This window comes from Arhodomonas sp. KWT, from assembly GCF_010993615.1.
In genome coordinates this window covers 1-510 of the sequence record NZ_WNXE01001152.1, presented here as the reverse complement: position 1 = coordinate 510, position 510 = coordinate 1, and the positions used below count along the sequence as shown (strand labels likewise).

The 510-nt window shown below is 67.5% G+C and carries 1 pseudogene; it reads left to right on the top strand.

From position 1 onward, the window contains the following. A pseudogene (clpA, locus tag G7A99_RS24670) lies at positions 1-435 on the top strand (ATP-dependent Clp protease ATP-binding subunit ClpA); the annotation flags it as partial. Positions 436-510: the final 75 nt, after the last annotated feature.

The window sequence follows — 510 nt, the reverse complement described above, 5'->3', positions numbered from 1 at the left end:
GAGGAGCAGAGCCGTCGATCCATCGGGTTTACCACGCAGGATCATGCCAGCGACGGCGTGGAGGCGATCCGCCGGACGTTCACGCCGGAGTTCCGCAACCGCCTGGACGCGATGATCCAGTTCAATCCGCTGGCCCCGGCTGTGGTCGAGCAGGTGGCGGAGAAGTTCATCCGGGAGCTGCGTCACCAGCTCGCGGAGAAGAAGGTCACCGTGGACGTTACCGACAACGGGCGGCGATGGCTTGCGACCCAGGGCTACGATCCGAAGATGGGCGCGCGGCCGATGGCCCGCCTCATCCAGGACCGGATCAAGCGGCCGCTGGCGGACGAGCTGCTCTTCGGCCGGCTCACCAACGGTGGCCACGTCGCCATCGACGCAGACGAGGGTACCGACGAGCTGCTCTTCGAGATCAGCGAGGCGGTGGTCGAGGAGTAATCAGGCGACGGGGAGTCGCCTTACAGGGTGTCGCCGCCGGAGCCTGTCCGGCGGCGACCGCGGTGATCGGCGAGA